A 21,130-nucleotide genomic window follows, 5' to 3' on the forward strand; every position below is an offset into this window, starting at 1 on the left:
ACAGCATTGATTTTCCCTTTAACCATCTCAACGTCGGAATTTTAGAACATAGCTTTCTTCAACTTCTGTACATACAAAGCTCTAATAACAATAAAGTATACAACTTGCACGATGAAGTATCCCACTACGGCTGTTAAAGAGGATTGTATCGTGGTAGCCATACCTAGTTCTGGACGAATAAGTTCCACCGTAATAATAGAACCTAGGGAAGCAATGAATAGTGGTAGAAAGAATAAGACCGAAAGTTGAATCGAGGCTGATCGACTCATCTCTTGCTCTGTCAGACCAATTCGCGATAATGACTGATACATACGTTGATCAGACTTTAAATCGCTGTACAATTTGAAATACAAGAAACTAACGGATGACACTGAGAACATAGCGGCAATAAAGATCCACACGAATTTAATAATGCTAAATCCTTGCTTCATTTGTAAGTAGTCCATGGCACGAAGAGAGATAGAAGATCCTAAGTCTTTATTCATTACCGTGTTGATCTCTCCAGTGACCTTCAACTCCTGTGAATTCTCCTGCGGTAAATGATCATTTGACCATTCCGGTATGATATAAAATACGGTAGCAGATGGTGACTGAGCATTCGGTCTACTTAATAGTAGCTCATACAGATCGTTAAATCGCTCATCAGACAATACAACTAATCGAGCATCATAGATTCCCGGCATGGCTGCCGATTGTTGCATCAACACATCGAATGAAGAAGATGTATTAAATGTGAGTGTTGGATAAGTTGTAAAGCCTTCTGTTTGCTTTTCCCCCGTACGTGTATACGTATTCGAAGTGTTGTTAATAAGAATGGCCTCTTGATCCTTTAGGACATCCACATCAGAGAGATTGTAAACCTCAACTAATTGCTTGTAGCTCGACAAACGCATTAATCCGAACAAGCCAGAAGTCTCCTCTTCAAACATCACATTTAGGCCTTCAAATTGTATTTGGTCATACTTAATTTCGTTGCGATCTAAGATCTGATCGATCCTCAAGATATCCTGATCCCAATTGGGGGTTACCGTATCATATGATTTATATTGAATCGCGAACGGATTGTTGGTAAATTCCCGTTTGTTCTGAGCGTCTCCACTCAATACAATACTAAGGAACCCGCAAGCCATCGCTGTCACGACAGTGATGATGAAGAAGATACGTGCACTGTCTTTGATTTTGTAAGCCATCTCTGACAGCCAAAGTAGATTGACTCCACGGTAAAAGAAAGCCTGACTACGCTTCATAAGACGGATCATATACACACTTAGCTGTGTGAAAAAGAAGTACGTACCAATAGTCCCTAAACCTAGCACGAATATATAAGTCTCACCAATATCCTTCTGCGCTAGGAAAAAAGCACCGCCTATACAGGCTGCCGACAGGAGTGACAGGAATATCGATGCTTTCGGCTCTGTTTTGGGTTTACTACTCCCTTTCAGTAATTCCAGCGTTTGTTGCTTACGTAGAAACAACGTCGTTGTGAACGAAATGATAATAAAGAGTGCTGCAAAGGCTCCTGCTGTTAACCCTATCGCTTGCGTTGGGAAATAAAAGTTCAGCCCTTCAAGACCCGTCATTTCGGTGCTTAACAATAAGAAGAGTTTGGAGAATAATAGACCGAAGCCTAGACCACTTACAATGGAAAGCGCTCCGATGATTAGATTCTCCATGAACACAATCGTATAGATCTGAGATTGCTCTGCGCCAAGTATCGTTAGTATGCCAAACTCCTTCTTCCTCGCCTTGAGAAAGGAACTAATTGAATACAAGACAAAGAAAAATGAGAAGAAGAATATAACGTATTCTGCGGCTTGCATCCCCACATGAACGGACATCCCAAGTTCGTCGCCCATCAGTGCAGGGTGAAACATGAAGATCGCATACGAAAAGAAAATCGACACTGAGAATGTGCTGCACAGGAAGTAAGCCACATAAGCACGCGCATTGCGGGTGACATTGTTCCAGGCAAATTGACTAAATGTCACGAGACTCGCCCCCTAAGAATGACAACGTGTTAATGATCTCTTGATAAAATGTCTGCTTATTCTCTCCTCGGCGTAGTTCATTGTGAAGCTGACCGTCTTTGATAAAAATAATTCGCTGACAATAGCTAGCCGCGACCGGATCATGCGTCACCAAAAGGGTCGTTGTATGATCTTCACGATTCAACGTCTCCATCATTCTCATGACATTACGAGCTGAATTGGAATCAAGATTACCGGTAGGTTCATCCGCAAGTAATAGTGAAGGCTTATGAATGACAGCTCTAGCAATTGCTGCGCGCTGACGTTGCCCACCAGATATCTCATATGTGCGCTTGTCCAGGATATCTGCAATCCCGATTCGTTCAGCAATTTCCTGAACACGTATATTCATCTCAACGACACTTTTACGATCGAGTGATAACGGTAAGATGATATTTTCTTTAACTGTCAACGTATCGAGAAGGTTGAAGTCTTGAAACACAAGACCGAACTCACGACGGCGAAACGTCGCCAACTCCTTCTTCGATAGTCCTGTTGTTCTTTTATTATTAATAAGTATTTCACCTGAAGTCGGTTCGTCTATAGTCGAAATTAAGTTGAGTAACGTCGTCTTCCCGCTTCCCGACGGTCCCATAATCCCTACAAATTCTCCCTGCTGTATCTTAAATGTGATATCTGATAATGCTTTATAAGATACTTTGCCGTTATATATCTTACTTACTTGATTAAGTTGTAATGTCTCCATATTCAATCACTCATCCCTTCTGTTGTGTTACATATAACTTACCGTAATCACATATTAGGGATCGACTTGTTTACCTTACACTTTCCTTACATCCATGTAAGATAAGTCTCTTGGTACAGCAAAAGTCATACGAATCGTTGTCCCTGACCCTTGAACAGACTTCGCGTCAATCGTATGGGTTAAGCGCCGACATACTTCCTTAGCCATATATAGCCCCATCCCTGTTGACTCACGATACAACCGCCCGTTCTCACCTGTGAAATGGGCATCAAATATGCGCGGAATATCCTGTGATGCAATGCCAACACCGTAATCTTCGACTTCGATTACAACCAAGTTATCTTCCCTTAACAAACGAATATCGAGCTGATTTGCTTCTATGGAGTAACGTACCGCATTCGTTACAATCTGAGAGAAGATAAAAGCTAGCCATTTCTTATCCGTTATGATGATCAAACCTTCCTCTCCATGAACGGACGGATACAACTCATTCTTAATAAGTAGACGACGATGATCACGTAATACCTCATTTAGTAGTTCAAGCATATCCGTTGGTTCAAGAAAGAAATCCAGTTCGAAGCTCTCAAGACGTGACATATACAAGACCATATCAAGCCCCTTCTCCATCCGGTCTAGCTGCTCCTGGATATCTACAAATATCGGATCTGGTCGCCCTTTTGCCAGTAGATTCGCAACCGATAGAGGGGTCTTCATTTGATGAACCCATTGATTCATGAACAAGATGTGCTGTTTCTGACGTGATTCAAACTGCTGTACATCTTTCATATATAGCTGATATTGCTTATGTAATAGTGCCTCTGTCCGCTTGGCTGCATAAGTGTGAGCCTTCAGTTGTAAGGTATCATCAAGCTTACTCATCGTCTCTACTTGAGATAGTAGCTTATAATATGAATGATTCTGAACATAACGAACGATTAAATAAAGACTAAGTACAACAAACCCCAGTAAGAAAATATACATGAGTAATGATATCGTTGTGAATCCTTCCAACCAAAGAACCGATAGTAGCAAGTATAATTGCAGAAGATTCATAGCGATCAGCATCAGGTGATCTTTTATAAAAGACTTCATGTATTGTCTCCTATCTTCAGCCTGTATCCTACCCCTCGGATCGTTTCTATCGATTGTTCGAGACCCATGACCTCAAGGCTCTTCCGCAAACGTGTAACGTAGACATTAAGTGTATTCTCCCCTACGTAACGATGATCATCCCAGAGCGCATCCAGTAAAAAAACGCGACTCACCACTTGATTAGCATGCTCCATTAAAAGCGATAGTAAGGTCGTTTCTTTGAAGCTGAGTTCAGCTGTGACACCATTGTAGGAAAGCTCCTGTGTATCCACCTTCAAGCTCAGTTCCCCAGCCGTTATGGTGGTCGAAGCCGAAGCATAGTCTCCATAGGCTCGTCTCAATTGACTTTCTATTTTGGCTAACACCACTTCAGGATAAAACGGCTTCGTGATGTAATCATCTGCTCCATTCTGCAGCGCCACGACTTGATCCATCTTATCTGCACGTGCAGATATAAAGAGAATCGGACAGGTCGATACGGTGCGAATCTGTCTGCACCAGAAGAATCCATCGAATTTCGGTAAATTCACATCAAGTAGAACCAAATGCGGCTTAACGTGTTGGAACTGTTCCATCACGGTTCCGAACTCCGTAATCGCATGGACCTGATAGTTATATTTCTCTAAGTGTTCCTTCAGTAATTGCCGTAACTGAGGATCATCTTCAATAATTAAGATCGTCTGCATCATCAGCACTCCTTCAAGTCATTCGTTGTTTCGAGGGTAACCTTAACCTAGGAAGTGAAATGATGCAAGTAGCTCGTCCCATCGGACGTAACCTTACATCGTTGTAAGAAAAGTGTAATGTTAAACTATCGGAAGTCTTAAAGGGATCTAGTAATGTTTAAGTCTAACCTTTACTAAATATACGACTTAGGCGGTCCTCAGAAAGGAATTCCCTTATGAAAAGAATGATTACACTTGATGTTCTACGCGGATTCGCGCTACTAGGCATCATCTTCATTAACATTGAGCAAATGGTTTATGTGAATAGAGATTATAGTCCAATCGATCTCCTGCTCTCCAACGTATCAAATATGGCAATCATCCATCGTTTTTTTGTTATTTTCTCATTCCTATTCGGAGTAGGTTTCTATATCTTCACTTCTAGAGCCAAAGCCAAAGGACACCGTCCTATAAAGCTATTTGTCCGTAGGTTACTTATTCTACTCATCTTCGGGGCTATTCATCACATCTTTCAACCTGGAGAATCACTATTGGTATATGCGATTATAGGGTTCTTGCTTCTTCCGTTCCACCGTGCCACACCTAGGGTCGTGTTATCTTTCGGGTTGGTCTTCACCTTAGCTGGCTGCTGGTTAGGCTTCCCAGTTCTTGTTCTAGGTATGTTCTTACTCGGACATTGGAGCGGACAAATTGGATTATTCGAAGATCCTGAACACTATCGAAGGGGGGTAAGAAGAATACAAGTGATATCCCTAGTGTTGATCTTTCCGATGTATTTCGTTCAAGAATTGATACTGAATGAGACAGGCTACGTAGACGTTGCACTCGCCGTGGGTGGACTTCCCGTCAGTGTGTTCTATGTCACGACGATTATCCTACTCATACAACGAAGTTCTGCTCAGCGTCTACTCACGCCATTAGCCAATATGGGCAGAATGGCGCTGACGAACTATTTGTTACAGACCGTTATTATTCTTACAATTGCTCATTCGCTCAACTGGTTCGGTACTGTGCATCGCTCTACACTTTATCTGATGGCTGTTATTATTCTTATGGGTCAGATGATCGGGAGTACACTTTGGCTACGCCATTTCAAAATGGGACCTGTTGAATATATATGGCGTGTGGGGACGTACTGGAGAGTTAAATTGTAAATTGTAGCTGGCAACTGAATATTATTTCGTATTAAAGAGAATAGACAGAAATCCATAAGTGGACTCCTGTCTGTTCTTAATGTCAGTGGTTCGGTCGTTTGTTACTAATGTTCCAAATTAACAATATCATTCTTCACTTTATAGATCACGTAACGATGATTCCAAATTTGAGATGTTATGATTGCTTTATCGTTATCTTTTTGAAAGAAATACCCAGACCCTTCTTGGGTAACATATGTCCAATGGTCCTTGTTCATTGCATCGATTAGGAGATTCTTTGTGTCCACACTCCTGCGGGTCAGATAAGATTCATAACCATCTTGTTCTTCTATTTGCACAACCACTTTATCGGAGAATTGCAGGTTATACATAGCCTTTGCATGTGAATATCCTATATTGCTAACGTAGACTACCATAAGTAAAATGACGGCAATGAATCCCACTCCAACTATCCATAGCCAGCGCTTTTTCTTTGTCAATTGATCATCGCCTCCGTATATCCGTTTTATATCATAACGTTATTGAGCATAGATAGGTTATTTTTTGAATATAAAGGGAAATTTAGTTCTCATGAGGAATAAGTCTAATCGTTAAAAAAAGGAGACCGCACCAAATTGTTTATGCGACAGTTGTTGGATAGCCAAGCGGCAATATGATTAGGATTGTTAGTATTTCGGATGTGCTGAAGGGAAGAGGGTAAATGATAGTAAATTCAAAGAGACCTTGGCCTGCACCTAGCAGTCCATGGATAATCAAACAAAGCTGGCGCGATCTATTGTTTCTACATTACCCGGTAAAAGCGGATGCTCTTAGGCCACATGTGCCCATTGGAATGGACCTAGATACGTTTAATGATCATGCTTGGATAAGCGTTGTACCCTTTGAGATGAGTGGAATACGATTCAAGGGGACTCCTCCTGCACCCTATTTGTCCAATTTCCCAGAACTGAACGTCAGAACATATGTTACCGTCGGAAGCAAACCTGGTGTGTATTTCTTTAGTCTGGATGCGAAGAGTTTGTTCGGTGTGTTTTTTGGAAAAAAAATTTATAAATTACCCTATTACTATTCCAATATGAGTATTGAGCGACAAACAGATCATAAGGTTATATATGAAAGCTCGCGAAAAGAGGATCATTTCACCTTCAAAGCAAGCTATCAGCCCATTTCGGAAATCTATCATGCCGTAGAAGGAACTCTGGATTATTGGTTAGTTGAGAGGTATTGTCTGTACGGCGAGCATCGCAGCCAAATATTAATGTCTGAGATCAATCATCAACCGTGGAATTTGCAAAAGGTTGCGTATGACGTTCGAGAAAATTCGATGATCCAGTTGTCGGGAATAGAGGTGTCAGAGCCATTGTGCGCACATTACTGCGAGAACAATGATGTTCATGTTTGGCCATTGAAATCCACCGAGATAACGAACAAAGCTGATTGATAACCAATCAGCCTTGCTTAAGGCTGCATCCATATCGTGATGATCGTTCCACTCGTCCATGTATATATTTTAGAACTCTGAACCTTTTATAAATATAATCTTTACCGCAATAACCTGATTATCATTATTCGTTGCGGTATAAGCCCCATAGGTACCGTCCCCCATACCTGTATGTGACACGACGCCCCCATCCAATACGCCAGCTTCATGACCACTCTCGGTAATATCACAACAAGATAGATACCAATCACTATCTGTATCCGTATCCGTCTCTTGGACATCAGAATCAGGAATTCTATACTTATTGATATCAAAAATCCCCGCTTGCCCACTATCCACGCCAACAATAAATGAACACTTCACCCATTCCAAATGTTCCACTTGTTCAGCGACTGAACTATGGAATGCCGTTAACTTGGAACATGCTTCGCCCCAATCTCTCACTTCCGTCTTCCCGACTTGAGCGACCCACGTTCCATTTAACACATTGTCTAAGACACCCATAATGATGGTATCCCGATTCAGTTCATAACAAGGGTCAGATACGACGATTTGCCCAGAAGTAAGTTCGAAATTGCCTAATTGAATATTATTCATAAGAGTTCCTCCGATAACAATGAGAGTAGTTGTAGTAGTAAAATAAACCTTATTATTATTCTACCTCATATCATTATTCTAAGGGAACGAGTTCGCCCATTGCGCTCATATCTTTGTGATAGTACCACTCAACATAAGATGATTCATTCGTCGCATTCAACTCGCTTTTATCATAAATAGAAGTATATTTATAATCGTACTCCCCATCAGCCCTAGGGGGAATTATAGAAAATGCATTGATAAATCAAAAAAGGACCCCCTCACAGATAACATATCTGAAAGAGTGCCCTTCACCCGGATTATAGGAAGTAATTCGTAATGGATTGGTCACGGGACATTACCGCTTCACTATCTAGCTTCTTCTTCAAATATGATTTGTCTGAGGAAATGAACACACCCATAATCAAATCCACGACGAACAAGAATGTAATATGATTGGACATCAACGCGCTGTTATTTACGGATATTTTGTCCGGGACGATGATATCGACATCTGCATTCTCCGTAATGGGAGAGTCATAGTAGCAGGTTATCGCGATCGTCTTCGCTTGATTCGTCTGAGCTATGGTCACGCCGTCCACGATCTCTTTGCTCGAACCCGAGCGAGAGAATGCAATGATGACATCTTCGGAATTACACTGTGAGGCTGCAATTTTCATCGCCCTACTATCACTGATTGCTTCGGACATGATGCCAATAATGGCTAACCGATTCTTTAACGCTATAGCTGCTAAGTAGGAGTCGAACAGACCGAACAAATAAATTTTACGCGAATTCTTCAGAATATCTACCACGCGATGGAGTTGCTCCTCGGTAACGAGTGCCGAAGTATTCAAAATCAATTCATTATAGTCCAGTGCAAGCGCATCAATGGCATTGATCTCACGTCTTTCTTTCTTCTTGGACTGCATTTCCCGGTAAAAGGCGTCTTGGGCAAAGGCGATTTTGAAATCAATAAAACCTTTAAATCCTACCTTCTTGCAGAATCGGTTAATGCTCGTCTCCGACACACCAATTTCGTTGGCAATGGCCGTGATCGTATTGCTAGTAATAAACTCCGGATTATGAATGACATAATTGGCGATCTGATTCTCACCATATGTAAGCTTTTGTGTTTGCGATACGATCTTTGCAATGACCGCTGGAACCTGTGAAGACATGAACCTCTCCTCCTGATCTAACGATGGAATATGGCTATTTCGGTAATCCCCGCTAGCATCCATCATTATATCACACCAAGTACGGTATTGAGAGTTCGAGATAGTAAATCATACCCAATTATTCCAGTCTTGCATGTTGTGCCTAAATTGTTCTATAGACATCGTCTTATTCTCTATTAGGTAGACATAGTCTAACAAATTCGGCAGGTAGGGAAGTCCTATAATCTCTTTGCAAAAAGCATGTGCTGCAATTTCACTGCATTTCACCACACTGGACCTTTTCGTATAGAATCCAAGTTTTAAGACGTCTATCGGTTCCAGAAGTTCATTGGTAAATCTCCCAGACTTGTACTCTAGGTAATGATAGAATTCATGCGCCAAATGAATATCAATGAGCCGATCTAGATCTGGACTCTCTTGATGACCCATAACGGTCTCAAGAGCCTGCTGCATCTCTGATAAGGAAGAAGAATAGATCATAATTTCTGGCGGATTTGTCGCAAAATCAATTTGTGCACGAAAAGAGACGTTATGGAATTTGCCTGACTTGCTCGTAATTTCATGCTTCAGTCCTTCTCGCTGACATAGCAATCTCACCGAGGTTCCCATATAATCCGCAGCCATCTGCCTCCCCATTTCTAGCGACGATCTCACATAATACGGAATTTGCCCCTTAGGTATTCGGTGAAATAAAGGATCCTGTTCGAGCTCCGCGCAAGCTAGCATTTCGTCAGAGAGTGCGTCTATCACTTCTCGCATCGACACGACCGTTCTCCCCTTCCTATTGGTAGGCTATTACAATCAGTTCGTCTTCGGCTGTCAGCATCTCCGTCTCGATCTCCAGAATCGACATCAACTGCTCCTTCGTCTGCATTCCTGTTAGATCTAACATCTTCTCTTTATAAAAGACAAATGCCTTCGGTATGGTTGCATTGGCATCAGAATATATCGTATTTTCATCCAGAAACTCACCGAGGTATCCTCCGAACTGGGACTTGGTAATCTTCGTGAATTGAACATTCCCCTTCTTGAAACGAACAACCCCTTCACGGTCAAGGACGCTTGCATATGTCGTTCTCTTCTTCATCAGACCGAAGAATGATTTCTTCACACTCTCATTGCTAAAAACACTCCATCTACCTGTCTGTGCCGCCAACACTGTTGATTCAACTGGCTGATCTACCGATTGGGCAGCTGTCGCACGCATATCCTCTATAGACATGGCCTCCTGCCCTAAATCCTTAGACCGAAGCTCCGTTGAACCTGTGGCTATGGCACGCAGAATGTTCTTCTGACTGTCGATTTCAATCGTAACCTCAACCGTATCTTCACTAGCACCTGATTTGACGATTCGCTCTAGCACTTCGGATCGTATCCGCTTAATATCGCCCTCGGTCGGATTAACAACCGTTCTCTCCAGTTGCTCCTTGACCATAGCCAAAGCAACACCAATCGTGGACACATAAGGCGCATTGTTGGCGATTCTGAATTTCATGTTCTCCCGCTCAGCCATCGCCGGAACGAGCACCGCCCCACTCCCGCCTCCGCCAACCAATGTTACGAAGGATCGATCCAATTCATAATCTTCAATCATGTCATTCACAGTCTTCATCGTCTTGTCGATCGCAATATTCATCACCGCTCTGGCTGCTTCCTCGACGTTCAAGCCGACATGCGAAGCAAGTGCTTCCCACGCTGTGATCGCCGCTTCCTTGTTACCTTCCGCATAATCTCCTTCAGGAATGTATCCAAGAATGTTAGCTGCACCAGCCAATGTATAGGAATAATCCTTCCCGTTCGCACATTCGCAAATCACATATTCCTGTGGATCTCCATTTCTGGGACTAATGAACTTCACTTTAGGATCCATGATCTGATCACTTGGAGCAAAAGCCTCATATTCTATGCCCGCAATGTGTGCACTTCGCGGTCCAATATCAGTGATTCTCCCATTTGCTACTTTAACCATGCTTCCTCCGGCGATACCAAGGGTACGAACATCCAGCGATTGCAGATACGTTCGATGTCCGCCGACCTGAGCATTCTTGATCATGACCTTCCCGTTCTTGATCACGGATATATCCACACTTGTCCCGCCGACCTCGAAGAAAATTCCATCTGAGATCTTCTCATACATCAACGCCCCAGCGACACCTGCTGCAAGTCCGGAAAGCATCGTGAGAATTGGACGCTTGCGTACTTCATCAATACTCATCACGCCACCATCACATCGCATGATCATCAGTGGGGATTTGATGTTCGCGTTCTTGACGGATTTCTCTGTCATGTTGGCGGTTTCCATCATCTTTGGAATGAGCGATGCATTGACGACTGCCGTTCTGGTCCTTGTCTTCAGTCCGTACAGCTGAGAGATTTCATGGCCTCCTGTCGCGTATATCCCTTTCTTATGCGCAATCTCAACCACACGAAGCTCATTCGTCGGATCGTCTACACTGTACGCTTCAGACGCCACAATGACTTCCGCCCCTTGCTTCGCTAGTTCATCGATCGCCGTAGCAATGTCTTCCTCCTTCAAGTTCTTAGAATCCAAATACGTATGATACGTCTTCAAATATTTGCCCGGAGCGAGCTCAATATTTCCCGGATTGGATTCCGAACGGGCACTAATTCCGTCTAGCCCAGAACCCATCCCAATAATTCCTACCCGTGCCACGTCACCCTCTAATAGCGCATTCGTTGCCTGCGTCGTACCGTGTGCAATAAAGGTAACATCATCTGGCAGAATACCCTGACTCTCCAGAATTTGATTCAAAATTTGAACGATCCCTTTCGCCACGCCATCTTCATCGTGGTGAGTGGTCGGTATTTTCATCTTGGCAATCACTTCATAAGTTTCATTGTCTATCACAGCAGCATCCGTAAACGTACCTCCAACATCTATCCCGACTCTAACCTTTCTTCTGTCCATCATATGCTCCTCCTAAATGACAGGCAGGAGCCCGCAAAGGGCCCCTGCCCGAGATAGTCTCATCCATTAGAAGATCATGAATGATCCGATAACCATGGAAATAAGAACAGCAACCACCATCCAAGGCAACGTCTTTTTCAAAATTTCATTGATATCACTCTTCGTGAAATCTGCTACCCAAACATTATGTGAGTTGGTCGGATCGGATACCGCTTGGACGTTACTGACAACACGCAAGGCAAGCATCGCAGCTATAGGTGTCATTCCAGCCGTTACGAACAGGGCAGCAATACCGCTACCGAGTCCCCATACATTTAGAGGTCCGCGGTAGATCGCAAGTGGCGATAACAGAGTGAAGAAAATAACATACGTCCACGGACTACTTGGAAGCACACTCTCAATGAGTGGTGAGATGAGTGATGCTACTTGTGGCGCCATGACCGAATTGAGCAAGATACCAATTCCGATCATCAAGGCCAGTGCCCCTGCAATATCTTGGATTCCTTCAACAAGCGCACTGGATAGAACATGAATTGGGCGCTTCGGCAACGTCAGAATAATCGTTACAATCGCACCGATAATAACCGCGGGCACGATATCAAGCTTGAATGCAAAGACAAGAATTACGGGAACGAGTGGGCTAATTAGCGCAATGGTAGGAACCTTCCGACCATCCCCACCGGTCCCGGTGGCCGTAGGCATCGCCCATGCTTTGCGTCCCTTACCGTCTTTTCGGATATAAAAGACAATCATCGCCAAGGAGACAATAATTAATGGCAATGCAGCAACCAATGTATAATCCGCAATCGTCTGCACGGACAGACCCAGTACATCAACATAGACCGCCCATGTAGAAACGTTGAACAACGCTCCCACACCGACCGCCGATAGCACGACGATAGAAGCAACGAACTGCGATATCCCCGCTGTCAGCATGATTGGAATCACAATCGTTCCGACCAAGATAACCATTCCTAGGCCACCCGCAGCCGAAAAGATAATGGAAGCGGTAACAAAAAATAATATTGCAATGATCATCGGCTTGTCACCGGCTAGTTCAGCAGCTTTTCGAATGATAGATTTCGTAATGCCAACTTTATTGAGTATTTGACCGAACCAGGCTCCGAACACTAGACCAGCGATTGCACCGGATAGCCTCATCGATCCCGCAGATAGAATGGTCTTGGCTATTGTCGTCGCTTCTGGATCGTTCGACATCCACGGAACCCCTGCGATCACCGCAAACAGTATAGCCATAGCGGGCAGTGCAAGAATCGTTGGTAGCTTCCTCGTCATCATTAACCCGATAAATACTAAAAAAATGACCAAAATCCCGATGGCTTGAACCCACATTAAAGATGTCACACGAATCTCCCCTCTCATATTGGTTACATTGGCATTCCATATCCATTCGCTAGTCTATACTTCCAGGTAGGCACCCTGTTCTTTCAGAACAGCCTGCACATCCTTGATGTTCACATCTTGAACCGTTGTCCCCTTCTTGACAGCTAGCGCTGCGGCAACACCTCCGGCATGACCAATGGCTCCTGTTGTAGGGGTTGTTCTCATCGCCGCTTGTGCCTCAAAGGTCGCTGAAATACATCTACCAATGACAATTAAGTTCTTCACCGATTCGGTAATCATACAGGAGTAGGGAATACTGTACATACCGCCCCATACCAGCTTCTGGTGCTTCGTTCCCTCACCGTCTGGACTATGGATATCGATCGGGTAGCCCGAATGGGCAATTGTGTCTTCAAATTTGCGCTGTTCAAGGAGATCCTCCGCCGTAAGCGTATATATGCCTTTGATCTGTCTTGAACTCCGGACGCCGATAGAAGGACCTGTATATTCTACGACAGCATTCTCAAAGCCAGGAATGTATTTATGTACGAACAATTCAAGCTCCCGACACTGCTTACGTCCTACCATTTCCGCCTTGCTCAAGCTGATCGCATCTGTGGCATCATGACCCAGAATTCGGGTCGTATTCAGAATAACTTCGCCGGGGTTGTTCGTCTCGAAGAACAGAATGTTCTCACGTGGGATCGATATTTCTCCCTTCGCCTTCGCTTCTCTAAATAGGCTATCGAAGCCACCTACAGATAACCGCGACGATGTCTCGATAATGGATGTATCTCCGTTATACAGCGGGAAATCATCTGGATGCTCATGTATGTATTGTTTCACTTTAGGAATATTCACGTTGTACATCTTCATATTGAGTGTCATCGGCTGGGTTGCCCCATCGGACTCTCGGCCTATTGTATACTCAACACCCGCTCTAGCAGATAAATCGCCATCTCCCGTAGCATCAATGAACGCGGAGGCATAAATTTCACTTAATCCCGATTTGTTACATACCGTAATGCTGACTACCGTTCCGTTCTCTGTCTTCACATCAGCCAACATCGTATGATATAAAATTTCGCCGCCATTCTCCACTACCATTAACTCCAATTCATGCTTCATGGCCTCTGCATCAAATGGCGTAACCGAATACGTAAAACCTACCGTATCCACGATGTGCCCTGGCGATTTACCCAGTTTCTTCAGTCGCTCAATGAGTTGGTCCGTATATCCTTGAATCGCCTGCTTCTCACCCGCATGGAACGTCATCATCGGGCCTACGCCATTGGCTGTTAACGTTCCTCCTAAGAAACCCTGCGATTCTACAATCAGCGTCCTTGCTCCTGTACTAGAAGCAGCAATCGCGGCCATAGCGCCAGAGATGCCACCACCCATCACGACAACGTCATATTGTTGATTATTTCCCAATCTCCTTCACTCCCTTTAGGTCATGACTCATCATTTCTTGATCATAGATTAACAAATCACCCTCAAAATGTAAATGCTTTCAGGATATTATTTTCTAAATAAACATAAATATAGAAAATCATTCACTAAGAAAAAAATCCTTGGGAGAGAGTAAGCAGAATTCATACCTGCTTACTCTCTCCCAAGGAGGATAATCGGTCTGGTGTGACCGGAAATTTAGTGATTATGATTGTTAGATTATTTATATGCTGCGGGTTCTGCTTCGATTCTCACAAGATTCTTCTTGGTATATTACGTATTAAGAATTCCGTTCTATCAGATAATACCACGTCTGGCTTCTCTGCAAGAAAATTTCACAGAGTAGCTTGCTCCGGTTTCTTCTTAATTCTTATGACCGCGCTCTGCGGAATGCGTGCATCGTGGTAAACGACAAAGGCTTCGCTAAAGTGTTGAAGATAGTCTGCTTCATGTGATTTGGGAGACAATATAATCATCTTACGAGCCAGTTCTTCCTCATACAACATGAATACATTTGATTTTCTGCTCTAGAGCGCTATCGAATTCATCCAAAATAATGTAACCAGGAACACTTCGGTTAAGCGAATCTTCCATTCTTCACATCGCACCTCTAACCTTTCATCTTCCTGCTGTCGCTTACTCTCTACTACCATATATAGAGAATATCCCATTCCATATACGGACTGCTTCACCGTTTTGCCATCACTCTCATAGTCGACCCTGCGAAGGATCCATCCCTGTCTCAGCCATTCCTGAAAAACAGAAGTTGCACCAGCTATTTTGAGTAAATCTTTCTCCAACTTACGCACCTTTGGACTGTAATATATCTTCAACAATTCATCCGAAGGATAAGTAGTCCCCTCCCCCTCTTCCGTAGGAAATGTATTTAGAATCATGTCGTTATTACCACCAGTAATGTTTCCTACTCTTTTACGCATTCTTGAAGATACTCTCATTATATTAATCTCGTAACCATGTTCCGACTCATAGAGTGTCTCATGTTCGAGCACACAACCTTTGTTCAAATAAAATGTATTAAGAAACTCGACGACCTCTGTTTGCAACAATCTATCGCCCTCCTAGCTGTTAGATCTACTTATCAATATAGCATATCGTATTTGAGTTCATGCGTACTAGACATGCGAATCCAAAAAGTAACAAGTTACTTGCAGGTGAAACGCAAAAAAAACGACATCGCTGCCGCTTCAGTGTGATTGATATGTAATGTTCTATTAAATTATGTTATTCCATCTGATTCTATTAATTTTCATTCATGAAATACGATTATCTCTTCGTCATTAGTACAGACTCCCAATCCTCTGGGAATCCAATTCTCTTCAATTCAACAACCTCATTATATTCAGTAAGTAATGCTTCTAGGCGTGTCACAAAATTTGTCCACTTATTTCGATCAGGAATGACTTCTTTCAATATATACAAATGAGCAAAAATTTTATCTTGTGCAAAACCCAGCTGTTTTGATTTTTGATCAAGCCTCGGTTTGCTTGTAAGAATCCTATTATATAACCGACCGTAATGCGCACATATATTGCGAATGTAAGACAAACACTTGAGCCAACTTTCGAGGTAAATAGCAGGTGCTCGATAATTGTTCTTCGCAATATGATGCTGATCATCACTTTTCATATTGGAAAACAACTTAGAGAGCGCTCCGAATGAGAGAACTTTAATAGCTACCCAGACAGGTACTTTTCCCTCATACTTCTTAACATGATGTTTGATAAATACCTCTTGAGAACGCCTTATCTCTTTCTCAAGTTCAATCAGAAACGCTTCATGATTTCTAAAGTGTTCTTGTTCCATATGTCCCATAGCACCGTAGGTATGAGCGATATAGTATGAGATATGGGCTCGGAAGGCAATTTCCACTTGCTCTACCATTTCCATAGTGATATAGCGAAGTCGTCGATCGAACTCGTATAAAGCAAGTAACTGTTCGAAGGTTGTCTCCGCATGATATTTATCATCACTTTTGAGACTTAAACCATATGCGCTCAGCCGATAATAATTGATTCGTTGTAAAGTCCGCACAGCCAAATCCTCATTGGTAACAATGAGCTCACGGCTTTTAAAAATATCAATTTGTTGTTCAAAAGTTGTCGGGGGTTTGAGTGACCAATCAGGTGAATGTCCCATAAATAACCTCCACAAAATAGAAAGGCCCACCTTGGTACGCATTGTTAAGAGGCGTGGTGGGAACTGTTAAATTCATCTTACATCACTCATTGACTATAGTCAATGAGTGATGGGGATCCTAGGGGAGATCGAACCACAGACTAGTTGGTGTTGACACTCGTCCAACCGATCCTTCGTGGCCGTAATTCCCAGTATAATAAAATGATTCTTGTAATCATTTCAATCAGAGGGTTATGATTTAAAGCAACTTAATCAGCTCTTCTAGCTCATCAACTAATACTTTTGCAAGTTCAAAATTAGTATCTTTTAAAGCCAATTCTATTTTCATTTCAACTGCTTTTTTGTTTTGTTCCGCTTCTAAATAGTCTTTATCAAAATGACTCGCATAAATCATCTGTTTAAATTTTTTCATTTTCATTTTTCTAATCGTCTTATTGTCAATGATTAATACATAATCCATACCGTTTACAACAGAGTAAAAATCATGAGATATCATGAGAATCGCACCTTTATACTCTTCAATGGCTTTCTCCAGTGCTATTTGTGTATAGGTGTCTAAATGACTTGTCGGTTCATCAAGAAGCAATACGTTTGCTTTACTGGCAGAAACTTTAGCCAATTGAAGTATATTTTTTTCTCCACCAGATAAAGATTCTATCTTCTGATTAACGATTTCGCCTTCAAAGCCATAGTGTGAAATATATGATCTAACCTCATCATACGTTTCAAACCCAGCATCGATGAATTCTTCTAGTATGGTATTAGAATCCTTTAGAACTTCGCCTTGAAGCTGAGATAAATAAGCCACTTTAGCATCAGCATTTATTTCAATGGATTCATGATTATTGTTAAATATATCTCGGAGCAAAGTCGTTTTCCCAGTACCATTTGCACCGATCAGGGCTACTTTATCCGTAGATTTGATCTCAAAGTTAACATTTTCTAACAGCAACTCATCAAAGGCAACACCATAATTACTGACATTTATAACCGTGGTGTCTTCTTCCAGTTCATTATCAATATCTAAGCTAATATTCGGTTGCTTAATATCTACAAATGGCGCTTTAAGTCTACGTGTTTCCAATCTTTCTTGAAATTTAACTCTAGCTTTGAGCGCTCTCCCTCTAGATGCTTCTGAATTATATTCTGCGATACTTCTAAGATTATCGATTATGATCTCGTTTCTCTCAATTTCTTCAGCCTCAGCGACTGTGAGTTCTTGTAACTCAATCTTCGTCTGAAGTAATGAGAAGTTATAATCAATATATCGCCCGTCAAATTCTTGGATCTCCATGTTCTCAAGGTGCAACATTTTGTTGAAACAATGATTCAATAGATATCTGTTGTGCGTAACAACTAGCAGCATTCCTTTGTGAGAATTAATCAGATTCTTAAGCGCATTTAGGTTCTCAAAATCTAAAAATACATCGGGTTCGTCCATAATCATTAAGTCTGGACTACTCAGCATTTCCTTCATCACTTGAATAAGTTTGAATTCCCCACCACTCAGGTCGGATACCTTAACATCTCTTAGCTTCATGAGGTTTGCAAGATTTAGTTGCTTATGAATGTTGCTCTCAAAATCATTCCCATCCATTGCATCAAATGCGTCTAAAGCTAATTGATACTTTTCTAGTAACGATTCAATATCCGTTGATGTTTCCATCTCCGTGCAAATCATATTTATTTCATTCTGTATCTTAATAAACTCTTCACCTATATATTCGAATACTGTTGTTTCTTTCGTTCTGTCTAGTTGTGAGAACTGACTTACATACCCGATTCTGCAAGTTGGGTCTATCTCTAGCTTGCCTTCGAACAAATATCTTTCTGGATCCATCAGTATATCGATCAGTGTACTTTTCCCACTGCCACTTGTTCCTATAAAAGCACAATGTTGTGCCTCTTCAAGCGTAAATGTAATGTTTCTATATAGTTCTTTTTGCGGAAATGAGAAGGATAAGTTATCGGCTTTTATCATAGTGTTACCTTTCTTTATAACTAAATTTGTGAGTATTATTAGATGTATTGAGGAGCATAGATTTTGAGTTTACCGTTGAGTTGTTAGAATAACACTGTTTACAGCCAACTACAATCATTTCACATTAAAGTTGTTCGTGAAATGGAAAAATACAACTTAGAACAATATGATAAGAGTTTGGGTTTGATCGCACAAATGAAGAAGCTTGCCTGTAATCTCCCCATTATAATTCTTAGAGGATATCATACCAATCAATTTCTTTTATAAAAACAAAAAAACTACAGCCACAGGGCTGTAGAGAACATAAATTAACTAATCCAAGGGAGTAAATTAGTAATAATGAATTTAACAAGATAATGAAAACCCTGTTTTTAAGCAAGTTCTTACGAAGAGATTCAGATGATATTAGTTGGATTGCTACAGAATTAATGGTTCGAAAGGAAAGTCCATTCCACGAAATAGGCACCATCATTGGAAATAGGAGTAAGGGACGTCATGTGACTCTCCAAAATATCTATCGTACACTTCATATATTAACTGCGAATTATCGAATATCAAGTCTACCAAAACAAGATAAATTAAACATTTCAATAACTTATTATGATGCTATTCGTCAAAACTTTTTAACCGAGTGGTCAGACTATAAAGAATATAGGCTTACACATATCGTATGTCTAGATGCCTTATCTTTAGCAGGTAATAAAGTTTTGCTTCAGTGTATGCCAGAAGGAAAGAAGCGAATAGATCTATCCACGCTACCAAAAATCATTCGAAAAATGACTGTAGATTGGTCTGCTCAAGGATCTTTGAAGTATCTGAAGGGCATGAGTGGCTCTAAAACACTCGCATCAGACTTGATAGAACAAATGAAGATCCGCAACACATGATATAGCATCCAAAATATATTCAGGTATAATCTACGAATTTACTCCAATTAGCAAAGTCCTCATCGTATCAGTGCGGTAAGTTTTGGTTTGGTGCGAACCTCCTAAATTTCAGTGGCAAACATACATTACCTGTACTTGGCAAGATTAAACGACTGTTCTTATGAATACTAACGCATGCATCTATAATAAACTTATAGCAAAAAGCTCATCAAACTCCTTATAGTTTAACTAAGTGCTTTTCACTTTGTAGAAATACGAACATAATTTTTCCAATTAGCTACTCTGTTTTCTAATGTACTAGTGATCTTTTCATGGTAATAATTTGAAACTGTGAAGTGCAATAATTGTTCTTTTGAGCTGTTCTCTTTTTCAACTAACACATCCTCGGACATGCAATGCTCAACTGTACTCCAGTTATCAATATATTTACGTCCAGACAAAAAACGATCCCACACTTGAAGTTCATCACATAACACGGCCAAAAATAGCATTGGATTATCAGTAAGATTAAATTTAGTATTAGTTAGATTATGATACGCTGTAGCCTTACATGCCGGTATTACATGCCGAATAAATACATTTAACGGATATTTATAGTATTTAGTTAACTCCTCATGTAGAGATGAATCTTTGTTCTTCGCTTCATTGCAAATCCAGTACCAAATAGACGAATATTTTAGTAACATCAAACCACTTGCTACGCCATGATCTACTACAGTATTTCCTGAATAACCTTCTGTAGCCATAGATATAGAAAAATCTCGTATAGTCGATTCATTTATATTAGTTTCCATAAGAGCATCTAGACCTGATACTGTTTTAAGTCCTAAGTCAACAAGCCATGGGATATGATCTAATTGATGTATAATATCTACCATCGAGTTTTTTGTGCAAATAGGAGTGATTTTATACTTTTCTTCAAATGTTCTCCATAACTCTTCAAGTTTCACATTATTTTCTTTAGACGTTATTCCTGCATATCGTTTAATACTATCTATATTAAATAGACTATCAAATATTGACACAGAAGACGGCTCCTCGGCATCTTTTTCTAATACTTCTGAAAAAAGGTAACCAATATCGTGAAGTAACGAAGCATATGTCCATTGAAATAAAAACATATGAATCGGATTAGAGCTCTTTATAGAATCATCAATAGGAGTTCTTAAAGACGGAATATTGTCATACACCCATATACCTAAAAAGAATAGGTATAGTGTATGGGCAGTATGATCCGTTTGCTTATCATAAGATATTCTTCTTTTAATCTCTAGTGTTGCCACCCCTGATCTTATCGGAACTAAATCGTAGAAATCTGTAAGTTCTAATATCCTTTCAGCTAATGCTTCTGCTTTTTGAATTCTTTTTATATCAGACCTAGTAATGAAGAATTGTTCTAACTCTTCTACTAATCCAGGAATCTTCAATCTAAGGTACTCTGCAACTCCCTCCCCTTCTTTTAGATGTTTATATAAGAGTTGATTAATAGTTCCGCTTTTTATTAACATTTGTAACCT

General features: G+C 41.2%; 18 protein-coding genes. 3 read left to right on the plus strand and 15 right to left on the minus strand.

Annotated elements, in window-relative coordinates; all coding sequences use genetic code 11:
* Positions 1-41: 41 nt before the first annotated feature.
* The 4 genes from BW961_RS25990 to BW961_RS26005 form a co-directional block, all read right to left on the minus strand.
* A complete protein-coding gene (locus tag BW961_RS25990) occupies positions 42-1,988 on the minus strand; it encodes an ABC transporter permease (protein WP_068584799.1) in 1,947 nt (648 codons plus the stop codon).
* Positions 1,978-2,733 carry an ABC transporter ATP-binding protein gene (locus tag BW961_RS25995; RefSeq protein ID WP_068584858.1) on the minus strand — a complete coding sequence of 252 codons (756 nt, stop codon included), beginning with the start codon at positions 2,731-2,733 and terminating at the stop codon, positions 1,978-1,980. The genes BW961_RS25990 and BW961_RS25995 overlap by 11 nt, the downstream gene beginning before the upstream one ends.
* A 75-nt stretch (positions 2,734-2,808) precedes the next feature.
* Positions 2,809-3,825 (minus strand): sensor histidine kinase, encoded by a 1,017-nt coding sequence (locus BW961_RS26000; protein ID WP_068584797.1) that lies wholly within the window; start codon positions 3,823-3,825, stop codon positions 2,809-2,811.
* Positions 3,822-4,511, minus strand: a complete 690-nt coding sequence (locus BW961_RS26005; protein ID WP_068584796.1) for a response regulator transcription factor — start codon at positions 4,509-4,511, stop codon at positions 3,822-3,824. Before BW961_RS26005 ends, BW961_RS26000 begins: the two co-directional genes overlap by 4 nt.
* A gap of 215 nt (positions 4,512-4,726) precedes the next feature.
* Between BW961_RS26005 and BW961_RS26010 the strand changes: the two genes are divergently transcribed.
* Entirely contained in the window at positions 4,727-5,665 is a 939-nt protein-coding gene (locus tag BW961_RS26010; protein WP_068584788.1) for a DUF418 domain-containing protein, read from the plus strand.
* Positions 5,666-5,769: 104 nt separating this feature from the next.
* Here BW961_RS26010 and BW961_RS26015 read toward each other — a convergent pair whose 3' ends face one another.
* Positions 5,770-6,144, minus strand: a complete 375-nt coding sequence (locus BW961_RS26015) for a hypothetical protein (protein WP_068584786.1) — start codon at positions 6,142-6,144, stop codon at positions 5,770-5,772.
* 221 nt (positions 6,145-6,365) lie between these two features.
* Between BW961_RS26015 and BW961_RS26020 the strand changes: the two genes are divergently transcribed.
* On the plus strand, positions 6,366-7,106 hold the full coding sequence (locus BW961_RS26020) for a YqjF family protein (protein WP_068584784.1): 741 nt from the start codon (positions 6,366-6,368) through the stop codon (positions 7,104-7,106).
* Positions 7,107-7,175: 69 nt separating this feature from the next.
* Here BW961_RS26020 and BW961_RS26025 read toward each other — a convergent pair whose 3' ends face one another.
* From BW961_RS26025 to BW961_RS26065, 9 genes are all read right to left on the minus strand, one after another.
* Positions 7,176-7,703, minus strand: a complete 528-nt coding sequence (locus BW961_RS26025; RefSeq protein ID WP_068584759.1) for a DUF4241 domain-containing protein — start codon at positions 7,701-7,703, stop codon at positions 7,176-7,178.
* Between the two features lie 299 nt (positions 7,704-8,002).
* Positions 8,003-8,863, minus strand: coding sequence for a MurR/RpiR family transcriptional regulator (locus tag BW961_RS26030; protein ID WP_068584752.1), 861 nt, complete (start codon positions 8,861-8,863; stop codon positions 8,003-8,005).
* Between the two features lie 108 nt (positions 8,864-8,971).
* Positions 8,972-9,622, minus strand: a complete 651-nt coding sequence (locus BW961_RS26035) for a hypothetical protein (protein ID WP_082867448.1) — start codon at positions 9,620-9,622, stop codon at positions 8,972-8,974.
* A 22-nt stretch (positions 9,623-9,644) separates the two neighbouring features.
* Complete coding sequence (locus BW961_RS26040) at positions 9,645-11,795, minus strand: hydantoinase/oxoprolinase family protein (protein ID WP_244556062.1); 2,151 nt, start codon at positions 11,793-11,795, stop codon at positions 9,645-9,647.
* 63 nt (positions 11,796-11,858) lie between these two features.
* Positions 11,859-13,157 carry a citrate transporter gene (locus BW961_RS26045; protein ID WP_244556063.1) on the minus strand — a complete coding sequence of 433 codons (1,299 nt, stop codon included), beginning with the start codon at positions 13,155-13,157 and terminating at the stop codon, positions 11,859-11,861.
* A 54-nt stretch (positions 13,158-13,211) separates the two neighbouring features.
* On the minus strand, positions 13,212-14,570 hold the full coding sequence (locus BW961_RS26050) for an FAD-dependent oxidoreductase (RefSeq protein WP_244556064.1): 1,359 nt from the start codon (positions 14,568-14,570) through the stop codon (positions 13,212-13,214).
* A 545-nt stretch (positions 14,571-15,115) separates the two neighbouring features.
* A complete protein-coding gene (locus BW961_RS30940; protein WP_068584748.1) occupies positions 15,116-15,655 on the minus strand; it encodes a hypothetical protein in 540 nt (179 codons plus the stop codon).
* Between the two features lie 217 nt (positions 15,656-15,872).
* Positions 15,873-16,745, minus strand: a complete 873-nt coding sequence (locus BW961_RS26060) for an Abi family protein (protein WP_068584746.1) — start codon at positions 16,743-16,745, stop codon at positions 15,873-15,875.
* A 238-nt stretch (positions 16,746-16,983) separates the two neighbouring features.
* Positions 16,984-18,726, minus strand: a complete 1,743-nt coding sequence (locus BW961_RS26065; RefSeq protein ID WP_068584744.1) for an ATP-binding cassette domain-containing protein — start codon at positions 18,724-18,726, stop codon at positions 16,984-16,986.
* Positions 18,727-19,223: 497 nt separating this feature from the next.
* Between BW961_RS26065 and BW961_RS26070 the strand changes: the two genes are divergently transcribed.
* Entirely contained in the window at positions 19,224-19,613 is a 390-nt protein-coding gene (locus BW961_RS26070) for a hypothetical protein (RefSeq protein WP_156510118.1), read from the plus strand.
* Between the two features lie 239 nt (positions 19,614-19,852).
* Here BW961_RS26070 and BW961_RS26075 read toward each other — a convergent pair whose 3' ends face one another.
* Positions 19,853-21,121 (minus strand): hypothetical protein, encoded by a 1,269-nt coding sequence (locus BW961_RS26075; protein WP_068584738.1) that lies wholly within the window; start codon positions 21,119-21,121, stop codon positions 19,853-19,855.
* Between the last annotated feature and the right edge of the window lie 9 nt (positions 21,122-21,130).

The sequence above is a fragment of the Paenibacillus macquariensis genome, from assembly GCF_900156375.1.
In the GTDB taxonomy this organism is placed as follows: Bacteria; Bacillota; Bacilli; order Paenibacillales; family Paenibacillaceae; genus Paenibacillus_AQ; species Paenibacillus_AQ macquariensis.